This window comes from Sphingomonas sp. Leaf30 (assembly GCF_001422525.1).
Lineage (GTDB): Bacteria > Pseudomonadota > Alphaproteobacteria > Sphingomonadales > Sphingomonadaceae > Sphingomonas > Sphingomonas aerolata.
In genome coordinates this window covers 1033299-1055564 of the sequence record NZ_LMKZ01000001.1, presented here as the reverse complement: position 1 = coordinate 1055564, position 22266 = coordinate 1033299, and the positions used below count along the sequence as shown (strand labels likewise).

The 22266-nt window shown below is 64.0% G+C and carries 15 protein-coding genes; 5 read left to right on the top strand and 10 right to left on the bottom strand.

Annotation, left to right across the window (positions count from 1 at the left end; all coding sequences use genetic code 11):
- Positions 1–182: 182 nt before the first annotated feature.
- Together epsI and xrtV are read right to left on the bottom strand one after the other, a co-directional pair.
- Positions 183–872: an exosortase-associated protein EpsI, V-type gene (gene epsI, locus ASE89_RS04920; protein WP_157840487.1), complete on the bottom strand. Its 690-nt coding sequence runs from the start codon at positions 870–872 to the stop codon at positions 183–185.
- 4 nt (positions 873–876) lie between these two features.
- A complete protein-coding gene (gene xrtV / locus ASE89_RS04915) occupies positions 877–1770 on the bottom strand; it encodes an exosortase V (RefSeq protein WP_168427560.1) in 894 nt (297 codons plus the stop codon).
- A 398-nt stretch (positions 1771–2168) separates the two neighbouring features.
- Between xrtV and ASE89_RS04910 the strand changes: the two genes are divergently transcribed.
- The gene (locus ASE89_RS04910) at positions 2169–2720 is read left to right on the top strand and encodes an FxDxF family PEP-CTERM protein (protein ID WP_156360321.1); all 552 of its coding nucleotides are present in this window, start codon (positions 2169–2171) and stop codon (positions 2718–2720) included.
- A gap of 366 nt (positions 2721–3086) precedes the next feature.
- Entirely contained in the window at positions 3087–3512 is a 426-nt protein-coding gene (locus ASE89_RS20185) for a hypothetical protein (protein ID WP_156363272.1), read from the top strand.
- A gap of 716 nt (positions 3513–4228) precedes the next feature.
- On the opposite strand, the gene ASE89_RS04905 is transcribed toward ASE89_RS20185, so the two are convergent.
- A complete protein-coding gene (locus ASE89_RS04905) occupies positions 4229–5107 on the bottom strand; it encodes a hypothetical protein (RefSeq protein ID WP_056674557.1) in 879 nt (292 codons plus the stop codon).
- Entirely contained in the window at positions 5104–6375 is a 1272-nt protein-coding gene (locus ASE89_RS04900; protein ID WP_056674555.1) for a PQQ-dependent sugar dehydrogenase, read from the bottom strand. The genes ASE89_RS04905 and ASE89_RS04900 overlap by 4 nt, the downstream gene beginning before the upstream one ends.
- Positions 6376–6621: 246 nt before the next feature.
- Here ASE89_RS04900 and ASE89_RS04895 point away from each other — a divergent pair, with 246 nt between their 5' ends.
- The 3 genes from ASE89_RS04895 (at position 6622) to ASE89_RS04885 (ending at position 10141) form a co-directional block, all read left to right on the top strand.
- A complete protein-coding gene (locus ASE89_RS04895) occupies positions 6622–8115 on the top strand; it encodes an FAD/NAD(P)-binding protein (protein ID WP_082451229.1) in 1494 nt (497 codons plus the stop codon).
- Complete coding sequence (locus ASE89_RS04890; RefSeq protein WP_056674550.1) at positions 8112–9041, top strand: AEC family transporter; 930 nt, start codon at positions 8112–8114, stop codon at positions 9039–9041. The genes ASE89_RS04895 and ASE89_RS04890 overlap by 4 nt, the downstream gene beginning before the upstream one ends.
- 107 nt (positions 9042–9148) lie before the next feature.
- Complete coding sequence (locus ASE89_RS04885) at positions 9149–10141, top strand: SDR family oxidoreductase (protein WP_056406115.1); 993 nt, start codon at positions 9149–9151, stop codon at positions 10139–10141.
- 58 nt (positions 10142–10199) lie between these two features.
- Here ASE89_RS04885 and ASE89_RS04880 read toward each other — a convergent pair whose 3' ends face one another.
- The 6 genes from ASE89_RS04880 to ASE89_RS04855 form a co-directional block, all read right to left on the bottom strand.
- Positions 10200–12251, bottom strand: coding sequence for a beta-galactosidase (locus ASE89_RS04880; protein ID WP_236701617.1), 2052 nt, complete (start codon positions 12249–12251; stop codon positions 10200–10202).
- Between the two features lie 130 nt (positions 12252–12381).
- Positions 12382–13938, bottom strand: coding sequence for an alpha-L-fucosidase (locus ASE89_RS04875; RefSeq protein WP_056674546.1), 1557 nt, complete (start codon positions 13936–13938; stop codon positions 12382–12384).
- Between the two features lie 21 nt (positions 13939–13959).
- Positions 13960–15510 carry a GH39 family glycosyl hydrolase gene (locus ASE89_RS04870; RefSeq protein WP_330219042.1) on the bottom strand — a complete coding sequence of 517 codons (1551 nt, stop codon included), beginning with the start codon at positions 15508–15510 and terminating at the stop codon, positions 13960–13962.
- Between the two features lie 159 nt (positions 15511–15669).
- Positions 15670–17205: a tryptophan halogenase family protein gene (locus tag ASE89_RS04865; protein WP_236701616.1), complete on the bottom strand. Its 1536-nt coding sequence runs from the start codon at positions 17203–17205 to the stop codon at positions 15670–15672.
- Positions 17202–18752, bottom strand: a complete 1551-nt coding sequence (locus ASE89_RS04860) for a tryptophan halogenase family protein (RefSeq protein WP_056674538.1) — start codon at positions 18750–18752, stop codon at positions 17202–17204. Before ASE89_RS04860 ends, ASE89_RS04865 begins: the two co-directional genes overlap by 4 nt.
- Before the next feature lie 55 nt (positions 18753–18807).
- Complete coding sequence (locus ASE89_RS04855; RefSeq protein WP_056674535.1) at positions 18808–21915, bottom strand: TonB-dependent receptor; 3108 nt, start codon at positions 21913–21915, stop codon at positions 18808–18810.
- Positions 21916–22266: the final 351 nt, after the last annotated feature.

The following is a 22266-nucleotide window of genomic DNA, read 5'->3' as shown; positions in this document are numbered from 1 at the left end:
GCGGGGCTTGCGCGTTTTATACCTGCGGCGATCGATGGATGAAAAGCCGGTTGATACGGTGTGGTGCTATTTGCTGTGCGCGCTGAGCAAGTGACGTGACAATGAGGGCGCTGCCGCTCCCACCATATTCATGGTCGCGGCGAGACTTGACGATATATTCAGTGGCTTGCGACCCTCATCGCCTATGCGTTGATCGGACCAGCGAGAAGTGCGCGGCCGGAGGCGCCGCAGGACTCGAACAATGTTTTTGCAAAGCCCATCATGGTTGCCTCTGCAGCCTTGGCATCCGGATCGATGATCGAAAATCGTATCAACGCCCCATCTGGGACAAGGCCGGCCAGGTTCTGCATTGCGATGGACCGTCGCTGATCATCCCACGACACCGGAAAACGATTCCCCAGTCGAGTCCAATAAAGAACCTGCTCTGTACGGGTATCGCGCACGGTCGTTAGGAAGCGCCCTGGTGCACTGATGCCTTTGCCCAGAGGAATATCCACGTCTCGTATATCGGTGATCGTAAAACCGGATCCGGGGTAGCAGGACTCAGGACGATGCACCATCAACATGCCGCTCTGCCGATACGCATAGGCGATCAAAAGCATGATGGGCGGAGCGCCATCGGCACCGTAACTGCGCATCAGCTGCTTCTCATAGACGGCTGCCGCTTTTGCTTCATCCTCGGGGGGTAGAACAAAGCTGACATCCGGCACCATCGCCCAAGGTGCTGCTTGCTTTGGAATGGCGTCGTTCAGGTTTCCGGAAGGAATGGCAACGACGAGCTCGGTAGGGCGTCGAGCATAGGTGACGCCTGCGGTTATGCCGAAGGCGAGACCCAGGGCAGCTTCTCGTCGAGTAAATCGAGCGATTGTCATGTCGTTACTTTCGGGCCCAACGTGAAACAATAGGATGCAGCACCGCATCCAGTCCCAGCAGCATAAGCAATGCCAGGATAAACATGCCCATGCCGACCAGCTCGTGCGCCAGGCCCTGCGCGGCCTCTTCCGAGATGTAATAGGTCATTAGCACCAAGATGATGATACGCAGAAAGTTTGCCGCTATAGCCAATGGTATCATCAGCGATATCAGCAAGAGCGCGTAGCGCGGTGCATTGCCATGCCGCAAATAGACGTAGAAAACGCCCAACGCACAAATGCCGATCAGGGAGTTTATCCCGGAGCACGCCGTCGCGACCAGCAACTGATATCCGCCAATCTGAATAACCGTTCCGGTACTCCCGATGGGGAGACCAAATGCGGCCAGCAAGTTTACGGAAGCATCGGAGATCAAGTCCTTGATGGGACGCGTGGCGACAAAAACCCAGTTCTCCGGCGGCGTGATGATGAACAGCAGGTACACTAGGGGGAACCACAGCCTCTTGAGTGCCTCCTTACCGAGATAAGTCCATAATAATACTACGACCACGGTGTAGAGGGACAGAGCCTCGATCGCCAAGATGCTGGTAATTCGCCCTACGGAATAGAGGAGCAGCGCGGGGACCAACAGCAAGCCGACAGGAAGGAAGGATTGGCGCTTGGCGACTTCCCACGGCCGCGCACGCCAGATCAGCCACAGCGCGGAAATGAATATAATGGGCCCATGTGCGCCCTGTTCGGTGGACCAGCTGACGGTCGCCAGCCGGCTCAGCGTCGGCAGGATGAGGCACGCCAATCCTATCAGAAGCGGCCACCACTTCGCTGTCCAGCGCGCCAGGCCGCTACCGACGTCAGTCCACGACCCGCTTGGCTGCGGCCGCGCCTCTACCCGTATCACGCATTTCTCCCGACGAACTATGAGCGGTAAAGCTAGCGTCTTTTACCTAATTTTCAAAGCCATCGCCGCGGTCGCCGGGAATGTCGTCACCGGCGCCCTTGATAGGCCACCCGTATCGCCCCGGCACACGGCGAGGCCATACTATCCCAATCGCGTCGGGCACCTTCATGAGCCGGAGTGAGGGTTTTCGGTCGCCCTGAGCGGGTTTAAGGCGCGCAAAATGCCTTGCAGCGCAGGATGCGAAACGCGCCCTCAGGCTCTGTCTGCGACGAACGAGGGCTGATTGTCCCAAACTTGGACATTATTGAGATCGTGGGAAAATTCCGGCGATAAACAGGTTTGCGAATCGCCAGGGCGCCCGGTAGCAGCTTGTTAAGGATCAAATAAAGGGAACCGTCATGAAGCGTTTACTTCTTTCGACTATGGCATTCGCATCCGCTTTCGCGATGGCCCCAGCGGCTCATGCAGTCGATTATGTCCCGGGCAACCCGGAGTTCACGGTCGAGGGCAACATCAATAATGGTACCGTTTCGGCAGATTTCGGCCGTTCGGGCATCGCTGCCGGCGCATTCCAGGACACGTTCAACTTCATCATCGATCAGGCTGGCCTGGCCAGCGGCACGCTGAGCACCAGCACGACGCGGTTCAATAGCCCGACCGATCTCGACATTCTGTCGGTGTTCATCAATGGTTTCGAAGCGACGAAAACCATTGTCGGCAAAGCCGAGTTCTTCGAGATCAACAACGTGGCGATCGCCGCGGGTGCGACGAACCAGATCGTCGTGACCGGCACGTCGCGCGGTAACGGCTCCTATGCCGGCACTGCAACCTTCGAGCCGACCGCAGCAGTTCCCGAGGCAGGTACCTGGGCGATCATGCTGTTCGGTATCGGCGGGATCGGCGCATCGATGCGCGTTCGTCGTCGCCAGGCGAAGATCGCTTTCGCCTAAGCGCATTTCACAGCTGGTCCCAGTGTCCATCTGTGTGAAGGCAGCCGTCAACCTTTCGAGGTTGGCGGCTGTTTTTGTTTAGTCTAAGGCCCGGACGCGTCCGCGAAAGGATCCATGCGGCGCAACGAGCGCCGTTGATCGATAATTGGGCAAGCGGGCCGGTCCATGCGGCGCCCAACGGCACAAGCCCCGAGATCGCGAACGCGCATGAATGGATGTCACCAGTTACCGAGCACAAAGCCTGGTATCGGCACCCGTCGGTCGACAACCGCTCCCAGCCACGTACGCGGCTGGGACTGGCAATGAGCACCTGTGTGCGCCGTTCTGCAATCTCTTGATCTTCAAGTACAGGCGGAGAGCTGTAACATGAGTTTGCGGTTGGAGCATGTTACCAAACTTGCACACAGCAAAGAAGGCCTGAGAGCTGCCTACGCCGCGGGTGTTGATCATCAGCAGAATGGCTGGCTGAGATATCCCCCATGCAAATGGGATCATCCCGCAATTCTCGCTTTTGACGAAAGCGGAACGTGCGTTGGCGGTATCAATTGGGGCGAGGACCATGATGATCGAACCCTTACAATCACGTTTGCCTGGGGTTCGCCTACTGCTCCTGCCGCCTTTGCTGCCGTACTTTCGCGGTTTCGGAAGGTTCACCTGAACGGGTGGTTTACGGAAATTCACTTCACGATATCGACGCATAACGAAGCCATGCAAAAGGCTGTAAAAGTACTTGGCCTTGTTCCTCGGGCCTTCACCTTTGAGATGCCGGTAAAGGCTATGGCCAGGTCTTGATGGCAAAAAAATGCCCGGCTTGGAAAGCCGGGCATTTTCGAGTTCAGCCGTTATCGGGCTTCACGGTATTCCAATATCGCATATTGGCTCATGATTTTATTCATGACAATATTTGCCAGTCATCACTCCTGTGAGCCTTATTATTCTTCCAGTAACACATTGCATTATGCCGTGCAGGATGCGTCAATTAAAAGAATATAAGAGCACAGGATGTGGACTGTTTAGCCCCGGATGGGCTTGCCGATTGGCCAGTAGCGCATGTGAATCCCCCTCATTGAAAAAAGTGATTGTCTTTCGACAAGGAGATTTATGCAGCAAATTCATTGCGCAATTGCGACTGCACGCGGTTTAAAGTGCGTTAACCGCATTTCGTGATTTGGAGAATGCTGCGCGTGTGATGATGCATTGACGCTCTCGGAGCCTGCACCCGTGAACAGGGCACCCGAGCCTCGCCGCCGAAACCGTTGTCGAAACCTGGGATCCGCATCTCGCCGTCCTGTCGACGCTACAGCGAACATCCAGGCTTCCGCTTGGTCAACCGGGCGTTGGCATGGAAGATCGGCGATTGAGCGTCAGGGCGTGCGCAAAACGGCGGTTGGATTGCCCCCGCGTCCTATCCAAGGCGAGCTCGAACGACGTGGCGGCCTCGACCCGCAACGAACCATTGCACGCTCCGGATCGAATGTGCGGAGGCTGCAACCGCTTGCGCGCGGAAGTCACCAGGCCATGGTGATCGACAGGGTCGCCAACGGCACGACATCGGCGGTGGTGCCCCCGGGAGCGTCGAGCCGGGCCAGCTGATGGTCACGGACCACGGCGAGGATTTCCCCCTGCAACGATGCCGCCGCACCGGCGATCTTGACGGGCTGCGCGACCGCCACCCCGGCGCTGCCATATACCCTGTCGCCGCTGTCCGCTGCATAGAAGCCCCGCCAGCCGACACCGGCCGAGACCGGCACCGTGAGCGTCGGGCCATCCTTTCCCCGTGTCAGCGCAAAGGCGGGGGCGATGCCGGCAATCGTGTAAAAACCCCTCTCGCCTTTGGTCCGCTTCGTCACGGCGAAACGCGGCGCGAGAAATCCCACTGCATTATCGCCGGTGTAGAGGATCGTCAGGCTGGCCTCGTGGGTCGTGTTTGCCACCCCGTTGGGGCTGGCCTTGATGGCATAGGCCGCAGCGGTGGAGAGCCCATCGGCAGGCCGCCATGCAAGAGCGACGATCGTGTTGCTTTCATACCAGCTGCGCGGGCGCGACCGCTCATCGGCGCGCGCCGCGTGAAAGCCGTTCGAGCTTTGCCCGACCAGGAACAGGGCGCCCTGCCCGTCCGCGCGGCGCGTCAGCACGGCGGCACCACCGATCGAGATATGCACCGGGACCCTGGCGAGGCCGGCATCATCGTCGTCATAGGCGCCGCGCGCATAATCGCCGTTGCGGACGTCGACCGTGACGATCGGATGGACCGTTCCGTCGCCGACATCGACCTCCGACAGCGTCGCGTTTTCGGTATCGATGAACGGTACGGTCTGCGCCGACGCGCGGGACGCATCGACACACGCACACATCGCCGCCAGACCGATCAGCGCCTTGGCGGTCACGCGGTGCGTCGCACCAGCCAGACGGTATCCCCGGCATCGTCGACGACGAAGATCGCGCCATCGTCGCGCGTCTGCACGCTCACCGGTCGACCATAGACTTCGCCCGTCTTTTCATTCGCGACGAACCCCGTCAGGAATGGCTGCGGCGCGGCGGTCGGCTTGCCATTGGCAAAGGGGACCGCGAGGACGTCATAGCCGATGAACGCGGACCGGTTCCACGATCCGTGCCGCGCGACATAGGCGACCTGTTGCGCGGCGGACGTTCCCTTGGCGAACGCCACGCCCAGCGCCGCGGCATGGGGCCCGACGGCAACATCGGGAAGCAACGTCGTCGCCAGCAACTCGCGCTTGGTATTGGCGTGACGCGGATCCTGCTTCCCATAATAGCTGTAGGGCCATCCGTAGAACCCGCCGTCGCGCACGCCGACCAGATAGTCGGGTGCGATATCGTCGCCGAGCTGGTCGCGTTCGTTGACCGCAGCCCATAAAGTGTTCGTGCCGGGCGCCCAGGCCATGCCGACCGGGTTACGAAGCCCCGACGCGTAGAGACGCTCGCGCCCGGTACGCAGATCGATCGCGAGGATGGCCGCTCGTCGCTTCTCCTCGTCCATGCCATGCTCGCCGACATTCGAGGCGGAACCGACCGATACGTACAGCGTCCGCGCATCGGGGCTCAGCAACAGGTTGCGCGTCCAATGATTGTTGTAGCCCCCCGCGGGCAGCGACACGAGCGGCTGCGGGGTTGCGGTCACGCGCGTCTGGCCGGGCGAGAACGGAACGCTGACGACGCCGTCGGTATTGGCGACGTACAGCCGCCCGTTCGCATATTGCATCCCAAACGGCTGATTGAGCCCCTCGATCAGCACGAAACGCTGTTCCGCGACCCCATCGCGGTTCGCGTCGCGCAACAGGGTGATACGGTTGGCGCTAAAACCCGTCGTCTTCGACAGCGCCTGACCGCGTTGAACGTCGGGTTCGGCATCCAGTTTGGGCTTCGTGCGCGCCTCCGCGACCAGCATATCGCCATTGGGCAGCAGCAGCGCCTGGCGTGGATAGTCCAGACCGCCCGCGAACTTGATCACCTCATACCCCCGCGGTGCCACGGGTTTGCGCCCGTCGGGCCAGCCGATCGTCTTGGGATGGTTGACCACGGACGCAGTCGCATAGGGCTCGGCCTGCGTCTTCAGACCCAGCACCGGCGGTGGGGTCTGGGCCATCGCGCCAGCTGCCAAACCCAATGCGCTGACGGCGGCAAGGATCGTCCTCATAATGTCTCCCAGAACATGACAAGAGTGTAACCCTCTCACAATCAACGATATCCATGAGGCTACCAGCGCCGCGGATTAATTTGGCGATGTCGCGACCAATCCCCTCGGCAACAGCCTTGGTGACCACCACAAAACCACCGAACCACCGCCGGAACGAGGTGCCGCCGACATGACAAAATTTTCATCTCGGCCGTGGCACCATATAGCGCCCGAGCGTTGTCGCCGTTCGTCAGAGAATGGGATATCATGCCGAAAACATTGACTATTATCGGCATGGGGGCATGTGGCGTCGCCGCCTTCGCCGAAGCCGTCACGCGACTATGCTATGATCCGGGCGACGGATGGACCATCCATCTGGTCGAGCGAGACGACGAGCTTGCGCGCGGCCTGGCGTTCGGCACGGAACAGCCGGGGCATCGCCTGAACACCGAATCGCGTCTCATGGGGCTCTATGACCGCGAGCCGGGTCACTTCCGGACCTGGCTCGAGGCACGGCGCGCGGCAGCCGGGACGCCGCTCGATCCCGATGGCGTCGAATATCCCGAGCGCCGGGAATATCGCCTCTACATGCAGGACGTGCTCGACCGGGCGCTCGACCAGGCCCGGCGCGCGGGGATCGATGTCCGGATCCACCATCAGGAAGCCGTCAGCATCGAGGGCGACCATGATGCGGCGACCATCACGTTCTCGGACGGATCGACGATCGCGACGGACGTCGTGCTATTGACGATCGGCACGCCCGATCCCGACCGGTTCGGCACCCTGAACGGCGAGCCCGGCTATTTTGACTTGCCCTATCCCGCCGACCGCATGACCAGGGGGATCGACAGCGATCAGTCCGTTGTCATCCTCGGCAGCGGTCTCAGCGCGATCGACGCGGTGATGACGCTGCTCGACGAAGGGCACCGCGGACATATCCACCTGTTTTCGAAGGAAGGCCTGCTGCCGCGGGTCGAAATTCCCGCGCCCGAGACGGGGTATGACCGCCAGCATCTCACGCTTGAAAACGTCCACCGGCATATCCGCGAACGCGGCGCCGCCTTCTCGGTCGTGGACCTGTTCCGCCTCTTCCGCATGGAGGCCGAGACTGCCGCGGGACGGACGATCGACTGGCAGGCCGAGGATCGCGCCGACGGTGACGCCCAAGCCGCCCTGCTCCACGACATCGCCGCGGCTGACGCCGGCGACGAGCCGTTCCAGCGCATCTTGACCGCCGCCCGCCATGATTCGACCGCGATCTGGAACCTGTTGCGACCCGCCGACCAGAAACGGTTCGGGCAATGGCTGGCGCCGCATTTCGCCGCGGCGCGGTTCGTCACGCCGATGGTGAACGCGCGGCGCCTCGCCGATGCGATGACGCGCGGGCAGCTCAGCGTCCGCGGGCGGGTCGATGAAACCATTGCCAACCCGACCGGCACCGGCTTCCTCGTCCGGTTCACGACGGGCGACACGCTCGAGACGCCGATCGTCGTCAACGCCACCGGCCAGGCGACCACCCTCGCCGAGATGAAGGAAACTTTGGTCAAGGATCTGCTCGCCAAGGACTGGCTGCAACCACACCCGGTCGGTGGTGCCATCGCACACCGCGCGACCTGCCGGATCATCTCCGCCAGCCGAGACGCCCCACGCATCTACGCGCTCGGCCAGTTGCTCAACGGCGAGTTGCGCGACACCAACGCGGTCTGGTTCAACGTCGAGTGCGCAGGCCGCGCGATCGACGATATCCTGCGCCAGCAATGAGCGCGCTCGGCAACATCGCGGCGGCACTGCTGCCGCTTTATGGCGTGATCCTGCTCGCCTGGGGCGTCGGGGCGCGTGTGCCCTGGGCGGCGAAGCTGTTCTCGACCATCCTCGTCTTCGGCCTCATCCCGTTGCTGGTCATCGACAAGGTGCTCGGCGCGGAAACGCAGCAGTTGCTGGTGATCCCCCCACTGATGTTCGCGGTCGCGGCGTTGATGAGCATCCCTGCCCACCGGTTGGCCAAGCGGCTTGGCGACGATTTCGATCCCAAATTGCTGTCGGCGTCCTTCTCGTTCTTCAACGTCGCATTCTTCGGCGTGCCCGTCAGCCAGGCGCTCTTCGGCGAGGTCGGCGTCTCGACGGTGATCTGCGCCTATATCGGCAGCGCGCTGTACGGCGACACGATCGGCTATTTCCTGATCGCGCGGACCAAGGAGGGTACGCGCAAGGCCGCAACCAAGGCGCTGCGCGTGCCCGTCGTCTATGTGATCGTCGGCGCGATCATCGCGAAGGCGGCGGGTGTCACGATGCCCGAGGCGGCGTCGCCGATCCTGTCGGTCGCCGGTACGCTGGTGTCGGTTCTCGGCATGGCCGTCATCGGCCTCAACCTTGCCGAGACTGGCCGCGACGACTGGCGGCCCCGGCTGATGACCCGGATTCTCGGCGTCAGGCAGGTCAGCGGGCTCGTTTTGATCGCCACCGCACTTGCGCTCGAGGCCGCGTTCATCGGCATCCTCGCGCCTCGCGACCGCGTCATCGTCGGGCTGATCGCGCTGTTCCCGATCGCGAGCAACGTCACGCTGTTCGCGACCCTGCTCGATACGAACCGCAAGGCCGCGGCCGTTCTTGTCGCGCTGTCGAGCGTCGTCTCGCTGGTGCTTGTCCTGCTGGTCGTCGGCGTGTTTCACTCGGCGATACCTACTTGAGGATTGCGCAAAGCACCGCGGTGCGCGCCCTGAAACAATCTCGGTAGGATCCGGAACAGACACAGTCGGTTGGCGCTTTGGATGTCACGCATCCCGGGAGCTGAACCATGACCGATCCAACACGCCGCACCTTCGTGTCGGGCGCCGCCGTCACTGCTGGCGCGCTCGCCGCGACCACCGTCGCCGCTGCGGCTCAGGGTGGGGGCAAGCCCGCGGCTGCACCGACGCCTGCCGCTGCCGCCTATCCCAAGCCGCCCTATCCCGTCCAGCGTCAGCCCTGGCCGGGTCTCGCGTCGAAGATGACGCCGCGGCCCGATCATGGCGAGACGAGCTACAAGGGGTCGGGGAAGCTGACCGGCAAGCGGGCGCTGATCACCGGCGGCGATAGCGGGATCGGGCGTGCCGCGGCGATCGCCTATGCACGCGAGGGCGCAGACGTCGCGATCAACTACCTGCCAGCCGAAGAACCCGACGCGCGCGAGGTCGTTGCGCTGATCCGGGCCGAGGGACGCAAGGCCGTCGCGATTCCCGGCGACCTGCGTGACGAACGCTTCTGCCGCAAGCTGGTGCAGCAGGCCGCCGAACAGCTTGGCGGGCTCGACATCCTCGTCAACAATGCCGCGCGCCAGCAGACCCGCCCGGGCATCGCCGATATTTCGAGTCAGGATTTCGACGATACGATGAAGACCAACGTTTATGCGCCATTCTGGCTGACCAAGGCCGCGCTCGAGCGGATGGGTGCGGGCGCGGTGATCGTGAACACCTCTTCGGAGCAGGCGGGCAACCCGTCGCCCGACATCGTCGATTATGCACTCACCCGCGCGGCGGTGCTGAACTTCACCAAGAGCATGGCCAAGCAGGTCGCCAGTCGCGGTATCCGCGTCAATGCGGTCGCGCCGGGCCCGTTCTGGACGCCGTTGCAGGTCAGCGGCGGCGCGACGCCTGAAAAGCTGCGCAGCTTCGGCGGCGACTCGCCGATGGCGCGTGCGGGCCAGCCGGCCGAGATCGCCGCGCTCTATGTCGCAGCGGCTGATCCGTCGCTCAGCTATTCGACCGGGCAGATCTTCGGGTCGACCGGCGGCAATGGCCAGCCCGCCTGACGCGTGTTGTCGCGCTGGGGCTCGAAGCATCAGCCTCGAGCCCCCAGCGCGACGCCCCTTACTCGACCAGGGCGACGCCATAGCCCGCGAGGTCGAGCGCGCCGGGCAGCTTCCGCCCCGTCAGGACGTCGCGGGCCGTACCCGACTTTGCGCCGGACATAGGCACGCTGAGCGCAGCGGGCGTGGTATTGACGTAGAGCGTCCGCCCCTCGACCGTCCGCGCGACCACCCCGTCGGGAGTTGCCGGCCCCGTCCGGATCTTCAGCTGGGCGTAGAGCGACCGAATCAGCGGATCGATCAACCCCGGTTGCGCCGCGGTCGCGAGATAGATCGCCTGCCCCTTGCCGAATGTGTTGACGGTGATCGCCGGGCTCTTGTCGGGCGTGTTTTCGAACCGCGCGAGGACCTTTGCCGTGCTCGGCTCGAGCACCTCGTAATAGGGGTCCGTACCGCTGAGTTCGCGGCCCTTAAAGCGGACGCGGAGCGGCTGTTCGGATCGGTAAAAGGCGTTGGTCCGCAGCCCGAACACGTCGGTCATGCCGCCCGGCAGGGGCGTGCCGAACCATTTCCCGGTCGCGTCCACCTTTGCCGAATAGCCCGTCATGACGACCGTGCCGCCGCGCTCGACGTAACCGCGAAGCGCCGCGGCGATCTTCGTATCGACCAGATACGCGCTCGACACGATGACGAGCTTGTAGCTGTCGATCGGGTCGTGGCCGATGTCGATCACCGCCGCATCGATATTGTCGCGGTACAGCGGCGCAAAGGCGGCCTTGACCGCGGTGGTGTAGTCCGTCTTGAAATATTCGGGTGTGGTGTTCGGCCCGGGCGGCGGGCTGGTCAGCCACATCGTGTCGAACGAATAATGCACCGCGACCTGTGGCGGGTCGTAGCGGGGGAAACCGATCGTCTGGAGCTGACGGAACTCGCGCGCGATCTGCGCGAATTCGCCGACCTTCCACGACGGCCGGTCGTCATGGTCGACCAGCCCGAACAAGGCCTGCTCCTCTCCGCCGAGATGAGAATTGAAGGTCCAGGCGAGGACCGTCTGTGCATAATGCAGCAGCCCGAAATACGCCCACATCCGCGACCGCCCGGGTGTGCCGTAATAGCCTCCGCCACCCGCGGTGAACTCATTGAACCAGACCGGCGTCTGGTGCCCGGCCCGGTTCATCATGACCTCGAACCCCGCACCGAGCGGGTCGCCGGGATAAAATCCCTGCGCACCATAGGTCGAGACATCTTCCCAGGACCGGAGATAATCAAACCCCTTGGTTCCTGCGGTCGGCCAGAAGTTCGACGCGACCGGCAGGTTCGGGGCAAAGCGCTTGCGGATGGATTCAAGATCCTTCAGCGCGCCGATCGTATCGTCCGACCAGAAGCGGCGCAGGTCGAGATAGCGCTCGTTGGGCCCCGGACCCCGGCCATAGGGCAGGTCGACCTGATCCCAGTCGCCGATCCGGCGGGACCAGCGCTGCGTCGCCCATGCGGTGTTGAGCGCGTCGACCGTTCCGTATTTCTGCTTCAGCCAGACGACGAACCGATCCCGGTCCGCCGCAGAATAGGACATCTGGCCATTGCCGATCTCATTGTCATAGCCCAGCGCGATCACCGCGGGATGCTTTGCATAACGCTGCATCATCCGCTCGGCGAGACGACCGGCGAGGCGGCGATAATCGGGGTCGCTGATATTGTCCCAGTAGCGCGAGGCGGCGTTGACCCGCACCCCGTCCTGCGTGACGATGTCGACGCCGGGATAGCGCTTGTGCAGCCAGATCGGTGCCGGCTGGCCCGGAATGTCGACGATGACCCGGATGCCCGCCGCCTGCATCTGACGCAGCACATCGTCGAAGCGCTCGAAGGTGAACCGCCCCTCTTCGGGTTCGAAATAGTCCCAGGCCAGATCCCCCATCCGGACCATGTTGAACCCGGCCGCTTTCATCACCGCGATATCGCTGGTGATCTGCGCCGGGCTGCGGTCGACGGGCTGATAACAGGTGCCGACGAACAGCTGCCCCTTGCCGGGCCAGCCGGGATGGCCGGCGGCGCTCTGCGCGCCCGCAGGAGCCGCGAGCAGCGCCGGCGCGGCCGTTGCAAGGGTCAACATCATGGCAATGGATTGCGCGCGGCGGCGTAGCATGGAGATGGTCGTCCTTATCGAAGCGATGCCCCCCGTCGGGGGGCGCCGGTACTGCGCCAAGCTGGCGAATGCGTGGATCGGTGACGCGGGGACCTGACGCTCAGGCAAAGTCGATCCGGAACGCGCTGGCGTGGCGGGTCGGGAGTGTCGCGGGCACGTCGATCACCAGCGCCTGCCCGGTCTGACGAAAGCGGATCGGCCCGCGATGGCCGAGCAGGCGGACCGCCCGCACCGCGCGCGGCTCATTCGGATTGCCGAGCGCCAGCGCGGTGATCGCCACGGTCCCCGCAGGCTCGCCGAGCGTAATCGCGAAGAGCTCATTCTTCTTGGTCGTGAACCGGATATCGCGCGGCGTGTAATCCGCTTTTTCCGAGAACATGCCCGCGGCGGTTTCGGTCGGCCCCTCGCCAAAGATCTTCCAGGGCCGCGTGCCGTGGATCGCCGGCGCGTTGACCGCCATCCACGGCGCCAGTTCCGCCAGAAGCGTCTCGGACTCGGGTGGCAGGCTGCCATCGGGATACATCACGACGTTGAGCAGCATGTTGCCGTTCTTGCTCACGATATCGGCGAGCATCGTGACGATCTGGCTGGTCGTCTTGTAGGGGTGGCGGTCGTTGAAGAACCAGTCGCCATTCGACGTATCGGTCTGCCATGGCAGCGCATTGATGCCCTTGAGCACCCCGCGCTCGACATCCTCGACCGACGCCTCGCGGTGGAATTCCCCAGACCCCGAATTCTTGCAGGTATAGACCGCCTCGAGCCGGCCGCGCCGCGCGATGCTGCCATTGTAGAGATGCGCGACAAGGGCGCGGCCTACGGCCCCGAACGGCAGCCCGCCATCCGAATAGAGCAGGTCGGGCTGATAGCTGTCGACCAGATCGACGATCCGGTCGAACCAGTGCCGCTGATAGGCGGCGTTCGTGGTGTACCAGGAGGCCGGCGTGTTGCGGTAAGGCTCGTCGCGATTGCCGTGATAGAGATCGGCGTTGGCGGGATCGGCACCGTCATAGTCCAGCCCGAGCTTCGGCCAGAACTGATCGTACATCTGGTTCGGATACCACCAGGTATAGCTCGCGGCGAGATGTTCGGACACGCCGAAGCGCAGCCCGCGCCGCGTGGCCGCGGCCTTCCATTCCCCCACCACGTCGCGCTTCGGCCCCATCGCCACCGCATTCCAGCGCTGATGCTTGGAACGCCAGAGGTCGAAATTGTCGTGATGCACCGCCATCGATACGAAATATTTGGCGCCCGCGGCGGCATATTTGTCCATCAGCGCGTCTGGATCGAACCGGTCCGCGGTCCATAACGGCAGCAGGTCCTTGTAGCCGTGCTCCGACGGATGGCCGTAGGTCTTGAGATGATGCTCGTAATGCGGGTGGCCGGGGACATACATGAAGCGCGCGTACCAGTCGCCCTGACGCGGTAGCGCCTGCGGGCCCCAATGCGCCCAGATCCCGAACTTCGCGTCCCGAAACCAGTCGGGCGTCTGATAGGTCTTGAGCGAGGCGACCGACGCGTCAAACCGTCCCGCGGGGATTGCCGGGCCGCCGCGTGCTGCGCCTGCCGGAGCCGCCGCAGCCCCCAGCCGCGCCGCGCCGACCCCCAAGGCGCCGAGCAGCGGTGCGGTCAGCACGTCGCGCTTGCTAAATCCCGCCATGTCTTCTCCCCTTTTGCCCGACTATTGTTCGATGCCGGCGCTGCCTGCCGGTTCCAGCGTGACGAGCGCGATGTCGTTGCTGCGCATCGGCACCGTGACGCGCATCGATCCGTTGCGACCGACCCGGACGGTCCGGGCCTGTTCGGGCAGGTCCTGCGTGGCCTGTTCGAGCCCCTTGCGCTGCGCGGCATCGAGCGACGCGGGCATACCCATGTCGATATAGAGCGAGAGCGGGTCGTTCCGGCGATAGCCGGTCCGGCGGATGGTCAGCCGGTACGTCCCCGCGGGCACGTGTTCGAAGGTCAGCGCGATCGGCCGGGCCGCGACCGCGGGCACCTGCCGCGTGTAGAAGGGCTTGTTGCTCAGCGTCTGGACCGGCTGTTGCCAGTCCCAGACCACGGCCGCGATCCGCTGACCATCGGCGGCGGCAAGCACCGTGTCATCCGTCACGGGTATCGCGCGGCCCTTCAGCGCGTTCAGATATTTATACGCAAACCAGGCCGGCTTGCGGATGCCCTCGCGGTTCATCAACCCGAACCCGCCATGGAAGGGCGTCGGGGGCGGCCCCGGCTCCTCGAACAGGTCGGTATAGGTCCAGTAGCTCATGCCCTGTGCATAGGCCCGCGACTGCTTCAGCTTGGTCAGGATGTACGGCGCGCTGATATAGCTGTCATGGACGAAGTCGCGCGGCGTGTAGCTCGTGCTCCATTCGGTAAAGTAGAGCGGCAGCCCCGGATAGGCCGACGCCTCGATCTGCTCGCGAACGCGGCGCACATCGCCGACCACCGCGTCGGGCGAGGCCGACAGCTTGGTGTCCTGCTTGCCCTCCTCGTCGAGGAAACCACCCTCGACGCCATAGGTGTGCGTCGTCACGAAATCGATCGGCACGGCGTTCCGCTTCGTAAAGGCGAGCAGCTCGGGCACCCAGGCCGCGCCCGCGGTCGATGGCCCACCCACCCGCAACGCCGGATCGATCGCCTTGATCGTCCGCGCCGTGTCCGCATAGAGATCGAAATACGCCTTCTGATCGGCCTTTTCCCAGAACCCGTCGAGATTGGGCTCGTTCCAGACCTCAAAATACCAGCGGCGAACCTCGTCGGCGCCATAACGCTGTCGAACATGGCGGACATAGGCATCGATCAGCCCGCGCCACAAAGCCGGATCGGGATGCGAGGTATTGCCCTTCCAGTAGAAGATCGTCTGCTCCGACGTCCGCATCGCATTGGGCGTGAAACCGAGCTCGACGAAGGGCCGGATCTTCTTCGCCAGCAGCGCATCATAGAGCTGGTCGATCTTCGTCCAGTCATAGACGATCCCCGCATCCGTCTTGCGCACCGTGCCGAGGACATCGTGGAAGATGTCATGGAAGCGGATGTAGCGGAAACCGAGCTCGTCGACCGCGGTCTTGAGCTGCGCCTGGCTGTCGCTGCGGATCAGCGTGCCGGGGAAATCCGAGCCGATCGACAGGTCGAAGGATCGGTCGACCGGACCTGCCGCCTTGGCGGCATCGATGAGGACGCGGCGTTCGCCCCCACGGGCAACGGGGGCCGCTGCGGCTGGCAGAGTGCCCAACGCTACGACTATTGACGCAGCCATTCCCGCGCTCGACGCCCACCGCATACCCGCTCCCGTTTTTATACGAATTGCCGCGATGGTAGCGCGATCAGGCGGAAGGGCAAGCTTTGTCGGACAAATAAGCTTTTTAGCGATCGCGGCGACGTGTAGATCGGATCAGGCCGCGGTTCGCAGCGGTGCCGCACAATGCCGGGCGATGAAGTCGGCGTGGCGCGGCATCGCCTCGGCGGTCTTGGCGACCATTTCCCGCACATGGTCGAGGAACATCGCGCTCTCCGCCACCGGCAGTCCCGCGGTCAGCGGATCGACCGACGCCGGCCAGATGCCCTGCCCGAGCAGGACCGCAATCCAGCTGTCGGGGGTGAACAATTCGCCCTGTTCGCGAAAGATCCGCGCCCGTCCCGCCCAGAGATCGAGCTTGGCCTGCAGCGACGGCGGCAGCGTCATGCTCTGGCAATGACGCCAGAACGCCGAATCCGTCCGCGTCGTCGCATGGTAGTGAAGGATGATGAAGTCGCGGACCTGATCATACTCCCGGAGCATCTGCCGGTTATATTCGGCGATCTCGACCGCGCTGAAACCCGTGTCGGGAAACAGGCTCATCAGCCGCGCGATGCCCGACTGGATCAGATGGATGCTCGTCGATTCCAGCGGCTCGAGAAAGCCGCCGGCCAGCCCGATCGCGACGCAATTGCGCTCCCACAGCCGGTCGCGCCGCCCCGCGACGAACCGCAACTGGCGCGGATCGGCGAGCGGCGGGCCATCCAGCCCGCCCAGCAGGACGTGCAGCGCGGTGTCATCGTCGACATGGTCGCTGGCATAGACATGGCCGTTGCCGACGCGGTGTTGCAGCGGGATCCGCCAGCGCCAGCCGGCGGCTTCGGCGGTCGCGCGTGTATGCGGGGCCGGCGCATCGCGGGGCGCACTCGGCACCGCCCAGGCACGATCGCATGGCAACCAGTGCTGCCAGCTCGTAAACCCGACGTCCATCGCGTCGCTAAGCAGCAGCGATCGAAACCCGCTGCAATCGATGAACAGGTCCCCGTTGATCGCGCGCCCGTCCGCGAGCCGGACCGCCTCGATGAAGCCGGTCCCGGCATGCCGATCGACTGCCGCCACGCGCCCCTCGATCCGCACCACCCCCGCCGCCTCGGCAAGGTTGCGCAGATATTGGGCATAGAGCGCGGCATCGAAGTGGAAGGCATAGGACAGCGTCGACAGGACCGATTGCGGATTGGCCGAAGGTCGCGTGAAACGCCCGTTGCGCGCCGCGACCGTGGACAGGCAATAGTCGCCGATAGGCCCCGGCATGCCGGGTTGCGCGAGGCCGGCCTGACGCAGCCAGAGCTGGTGGAAGGCCACCCCCTCGACGTCGCGGCCATGCGTGCCGAACGGGTGGAAATACGCGTCGCCCAGCCGCCCCCAGTCGCGAAACTCGATGCCCAGCTTGAACGTCGCCCCCGTCGCGCGGACGAAGTCGTCCTCGTCGATGCCGAGCATCCGGTGATAGTCGAGCAGCGAGGGGATCGTCGCCTCGCCGACGCCGACTGTGCCGATCTCCTCGGATTCGACCAAAGTCACCGCGACGCCGCTCTCGACCAGCCGCGCCATCGCGGCGGCGGTCATCCACCCCGCCGTCCCCCCGCCGACGATGACGATCCGGGTGATGCGGGCCGGGCCGGGATCCGTCACGCCGCCGCTCGCGCACCGAAATGATGGTGCTGCGCATAGGTGACCAAATCGCGGTTCGACGGCAGGTTGCGGATCGCATAATCGGCCTGACGCCGGACCTCTGCAAACGCACGCCGCGCATCATCGGCATAGCGCAGCGCGCCGGCCTTTGCGCTCAGGTCGGTCTTCCAGCCCATGCCGTACAGGACATATTGCCAGCTGGCGTCGGTGAAGATGTCGACCTGCCCGTCGATGTCGAGCTCGTTGGGTGGCCGGAACCGCCACCGGTCGAGCAGCTCGAGCAGGCTGTCGGGGATCGAGGCGTCGGCCACATTGTCGCGCCAGAACGCCGTGTCGCGCCGTTCCGAGATGCAGTAATGCAGCTTGATGAAATCGAGCGCGCGCTCGTAGCGGCGCAGCATGTTGGCATTGAACTGGCGCGCCGACGTCTCGTAGTCGCCGCCCCAGGGAAAGAGGTTCGCGATCATCCCTGCCGAGACCTCGGCAAACGCGATCCCCGTCGCCTCGAGCGGCTCGAAAAACCCGCTCGACAGCCCCACCGCGACGCAGTTCTTGACCCAGTTGACCTCGCGGTACCCCGCATCGAACTTGAAATGGCGCACCTCGGCCTTGTCGCCGCCCGCGCCCAGATAGCCGCGCAGCACGCGTTCGGCGGTCTCGTCGTCGCTATGGTCGGACGAGTAGACATGCCCGATGCCACGCCTGCGATCGAGCCCGATGTCCCAGATCCAGCCCGACTCCTGCGCAGTCGAAATCGTATAGGACGCGATCGGATCGCCGGGTTTTGCATAAGGCAGCTGCGCGGCGATCGCGCGGTTGCAGAACAGCACGTCGCGGCACGACCGGAACGGCACCTTCATCGCCTTGCCGATCAGTTCGGCACGAAAGCCCGTGCAATCGATATAGAGATCGGCATCGAGCATCCCGTTCCGCTCGGTGCGCACTCCGCCGATCGCACCATCTTCCGCGAGCAGCACCTCGGACACGGTGTCGGTCAGATGCCGGACACCGTTCCTGACCGCATGCTCGCGCAACAGCCCGGCGAGCGCCACCGCATCGAAGTGAAACGCGTAGTTGAGCGGCCCGACATAATCGGGGTTGGTCGCCAGCTTGGGCGCGCGCATCGCATCCGCGGCCTTTTTCTGCGGATTGGAGACCTCGTCCCAATTCTCCGCGCCGCCATGCCCCAGCAGCCAATAGGGCAGCAGGTCGAGGCCGTCGCTCGCATCGGCGACCTGGAACGGGTGTGAGTAATGATCGGGGCGGCCCTGCCCGGGCGCGTGGCGCCAATGGACGAACTTCGCCCCCTGCTTGAACGTCGCGCCGCATCGCCGGATCAGCTCGGCCTCGTCGATGCCGATCGTCGCCAGGGTCCGCCGGATCGTTGGGAAGGTCCCTTCCCCCACGCCGAGGATGCCGATGTCCTGCGATTCGACCAGCGTGATCGAGACCCCGCCCGCCAGATCGGCGCCCAGCCGCTTCGCCAGATAGCCCGCGGTCAGCCAGCCGGCGGTACCGCCGCCAACGATCAGGATCCTCTTCCGCATCACGCGCTCCGCTCCGTCCCCTGCCGACAGCGCGTCGACAGGGGACGCATCATCGTCAGAAGGCGAGGTTTATGCCAGTGCTGATACGGCGATCGGCCTGGAACCAGCTGCGCCCGACCAGCTTGCCACCGGGATAGCCGCCCATCAGCGTCCGCTGAGTCGCGGCGGTCAGGTTGGTCCCCTGCACGCCGAACGAGAACTGATCGTTCACCTTGAACCGCACACCCGCATCGACCGAGCCATAATTGCCGCCATAGATCGGCAACGCGATCTGTGTCGACGCATCTTGGCCGCCATCCTGGTTGGTCACGACGCCCGGCGCGCTATAATAGGTATACGTGCCGTTCGTGCCGTTGCTGTTCGTCGACAACAGATAGCGCGAGCGCCAGGAATAGGCGACGCGCAACGAGATCGGGTTGCGCTCGTACAGCAGCGTCGCGTTCAGATTATGCTTCGACAGACCCACCAGCGGCGCGTCGTTGCGAGCGGCGCCGGTGATGTCGCGGTAGACATCGCCCGGATTGCTGCTCTTGATGAAGGTGTAATTGCCCTCGAACCCGATCCCGGCAAGCGCACCGGGCAGCATGTCGAGGAAGAAGCGGCCACCCGCCTCAACCCCTTTGACGGTCGCGGCCTTGGTCGAGTTGACATAGTCGGTGGCCGATGCCGCCACATTCTCGGTCGTCCCGTCCGTGAACTGGATCGTGACCTGCCGGCTGGTCAGCGCATAGATCGGCAGGTTGGTCAGCCGCTTGTAGAACGGGGCCAGATGGAAGGACGTGCCCGCCCGCCCGTAATATTCGAGCGAGAGGTCGACATTGTTCGACAGCGTCGGCTTCAGCAACGGATTGCCCGTGTCCGCGGTGAAGTTGTTGAACGTGCCGATCCCGCCGGGCGTCTGGCTGGGGGTCGTTGCCACGCCGATCGAGCCCGACGCACGCAGCGCGTTGAAGCTCGGCAGATCCATCGTGATGTTGTACCCGCCGCGGACCTTGATCCGGTCGGTCGGCGAATATTCGAGATTGATCGACGGCAGCACGCGCGTGAAGTCCGCCTTGCCGCCGCGGGCGAGGAACGTGTTCGCCAGCGTCACCTGCGCGCCGTCGCGGATGAAGACGGTCCCGCCATTCTGCTGGATGAACCCGCTGCCTTCATTCTCGATATGCACGACACGCACGCCGACGTTACCGGAAATGCCGCGTGCGCCTTCCTCGGGCCCGAAGCGGAGCAGTGCATAGCCCGCGATATTCTCGGTACGGTTATTCACCTGATCGCCCGGCAGGACGAACCCGACAGGCCGGATCGCCAGCGTGCCGTCGGGGTTGAACTGGCCGCCATAGCCGGTGACCGGGAGCTGCCCCGCAACCGAGCAGTTGAATTCATTGCCGGTGCAGAAGCCGGCAGGCGGTGCCGTCACCAACCCGGTGCGGTTTTCATTGAAGCGCGACGCCAGATCCTCCGATGCGAACATCAGGTTGCCCGGCAGCGTCGTATTGCCGCGGAAGAAGTCCTTGAATGCATGGCTGGCGACGTCGCCCGGCGCTGCATTGGCATAGGTCAGCTGCGGATCGCCGTTCCAGCCGCGACCCAGCGCGGTCCAGTTATAGCCGTTCGACAGATCGCGCTCGGTCCGCTTGGCATAGCGGCCGCCGACCTTGACCGACCGGAAGAAGCTGTTGTCGAACGTATATTCGGCATCGAGCTGCCCTGAATCGAGCCGCCCCTTGTTCCGTTCGTTGTGCGGCATCGACGCCGTCCAGAAATAATTGGCCGGATCGGCGAACGACGCCTGCGTCGCAGGACTGACGGTGATCTGCGGCAGGTCGCCCGTCAGATCCATGCCGAAGCTCTGGCCAAAGCCGACGTCGCGGAAGATGTCGAGACGATCATAGACCTGCCGCGAATCGACGCGCTGCAGCGATCCCTTCAGCGACACATGGCTGTCTGTGGGCGCCCAGACGAACGACAGCGAATAATCGCGCGTCCGCGTGTTGCTCTCGACGAACCCCTTGTTGCCGCTGCTGTTGACCGACCCGCCCGTCGGGGCAAACGTCGCCGTGTCGCGGTTGAACAGCGCGCTCGTCTTGGTGAGCAGGCCGTTGCTGTCGAACGAGCTGCTCGCCGGATCGACCGCCAGAGTCTGCGAATCCAGCTGCGTGCCGTAATCGCTCGACTGGCTCTTGTAGCGCGACTGGAAGAAGCTGCCGGTGAAGGTCAGCGATTCGGCCGGCTGCCACTGCGCCGCGCCATAGATGCCATAGCGCTTGTACTGGAACGCTTCGTCGCCATAGGCGAAGCCGCTGGGGACGTACCGCTCGTTGCCATCGCTGAGCTTGGTCTTGAAATACGGGCTGACGCGGATGAACTGCGACAGCGAGCTGAACTGGCTGAACGCGACGTCGCCGAGCAGGCCGATCCGGCCGATCGGCGTATCGAACGAATCGGTAATCAGCACCGACCCAGACGGATCCGCCTTGTTCGCCATGTCGCCGAGCGCGAGTTCGCCGGTGCCCGCGATGTGGAACTTGCCGTTGAAGTCGAACGGCATCTTGGTGCGCAGGTCGATCTGGCCACCGGTGCCGCCCTCGATCAGGTCGGCCGTCGATGCCTTGTAGACGTCGACCGCGGCCATCAGCTCGGGCGTGACGTCGCTCCACAGGATCGCGCGGCCGTTGTTCGCGCTGAAGATCTCGCGGCCGTTCAGGCGCGACGCGACGCCCGTCAGGCCACGGACCTGCACGCCCGAGCCTTGGACCGAATAATGGTCGGGATCGCCGAGCGCGGCAAAGCGCACGATCGAGACGCCCGAGACGCGCTGCAGGACTTCGGTGATCGAGTTGTCGGGCAGCTTGCCGGCATCATCGGCGACGACCGAGTCGACGATCGTCTCGCTGCGACGCTTGCGCTCGTCCGCCGCCTCGAGCGCGGCGCGACGGCCGGTGATGACGATATCACCGTCCCCGGTCGCATCGGCCGCGGGTTGACCGACCTCCTGTCCCGGCGTCGCGGCCTGGGTCGTGTCGGGCGACACGGTCTGCGTTTCCGCCTGCGCCCATGCAGCGCTGCCCGCGCCTGCTGCCAGCAGCGCCGCAAGCGACACACCGACCCGCATCGCGATCGCCACACGCCCACGTGGCCCCGAATTCAGAACGAACGCCTTCATAACCCCTCCCCATGCCGCAGCGCATCAGACGCACCACATCAGCAACGGCGCATCTGTAAACGAATGCTACCGCTACCGCCGTTAGGCTGATCTGATTTAGAAGACAATAGAGACAAAGCGAGGATGGGGGGACTTAAACGAAAGCAATCAAATCATAAATTGATTTTGTTAAATCCAAGCAAACAGGTAGCTGCGAGCTGAATTTTGCGACACGAGTGCTTACCTTTGTTGCTGAGCGCCCGCCGGCCCGTCAGGCTAGCCTGGTCCCGTATTCAATGGCCTCGTCGGGCGCAACGGCCTTCGGGTCGCAGTCGGGCGCTATCTCGGATAGCGATATCACGGCCGGGTCGC